The organism is Mesorhizobium tamadayense (assembly GCF_003863365.1).
Classification (GTDB): Bacteria; Pseudomonadota; Alphaproteobacteria; order Rhizobiales; family Rhizobiaceae; genus Mesorhizobium; species Mesorhizobium tamadayense.
Map to the genome: position 1 here is coordinate 1 of NZ_RQXT01000181.1, position 875 is coordinate 875.

The 875-nt window shown below is 64.9% G+C and carries 1 protein-coding gene and 1 pseudogene; both read left to right on the plus strand.

Annotation, left to right across the window (positions count from 1 at the left end; all coding sequences use genetic code 11):
- Positions 1-397, plus strand: a pseudogene (locus tag EH240_RS37115) (acyl CoA:acetate/3-ketoacid CoA transferase); the annotation flags it as partial.
- The coding region (locus EH240_RS37120) for an enoyl-CoA hydratase/isomerase family protein (protein WP_148101189.1) at positions 390-875 on the plus strand (486 nt) is incomplete at its 3' end. The pseudogene EH240_RS37115 and the gene EH240_RS37120, both read left to right, overlap by 8 nt.

Here is an 875-nt window from a genome sequence, read left to right on the forward strand (position 1 = left end):
CGCGAGGAAGATCGTCTTCTCCGGCATGTTCAATGCTGGCGCCAAGCTCGCCGTCGAGGACGGCAAGGTCGTTGTAGAGAAGGAGGGCAAGCTTAGGAAGCTCGTCAAAGAGGTCGAGCACGTCACCTTTTCGGGCAGGCGAGCGATCGAACAGCGCCAGGATATCACCTATGTCACCGAGCGCGGCGTGATGAGACTGACGCCGGACGGCGTCGTGCTGACTGAGATTGCGCCGGGCATCGATCTCAACACCGGCATCCTTGAACAGTCGGAGTTCCCGCTGATCGTGTCCGACACCCTAAAAGTCATGGACGGCGCGCTCTTCGTCGACAGGCCGATCGGCCTGTCGCTTGCCGTGAAGCCGGCCCGTAGCTTGGCGGGGGCATGCAATGGCTGACGCGCACATGAGGCTCGCTGCCGAAGGCGCGGTCGCATCCGTCACGATCGCGCGACCCGAGAAGCTCAACGCCTTCGATATTGACATGCTGAAGGCATTGGCCGCCATCTGCGACGAGGTCGAGGCGATGACCGATGTCCGCGCGGTGGTGCTTACCGGCGAAGGCAGAGCCTTCAGCGCCGGTGGCGACATCAAAGCTTGGGGCGCCATGCAGGCGAACGAGTTCGGCCAGGCCTGGGTCCGCTTCGGCCATCGGGTCTTCGAGCGTCTGGCGACCCTGCGCATGCCGGTGATCGCCGCACTCAACGGCCACGCGCTCGGCGGCGGCCTGGAACTCGCGGCCGCAGCCGACTTCCGCATCGCGGAACAACATATCCGCATCGGCCTGCCGGAGACCGGGCTCGGCATGATCCCGGGATGGTCGGGCACGCAGCGCCTAGTGAGGCGCTTCGGTGCGCAGATCGTTCGCCGCATGGTC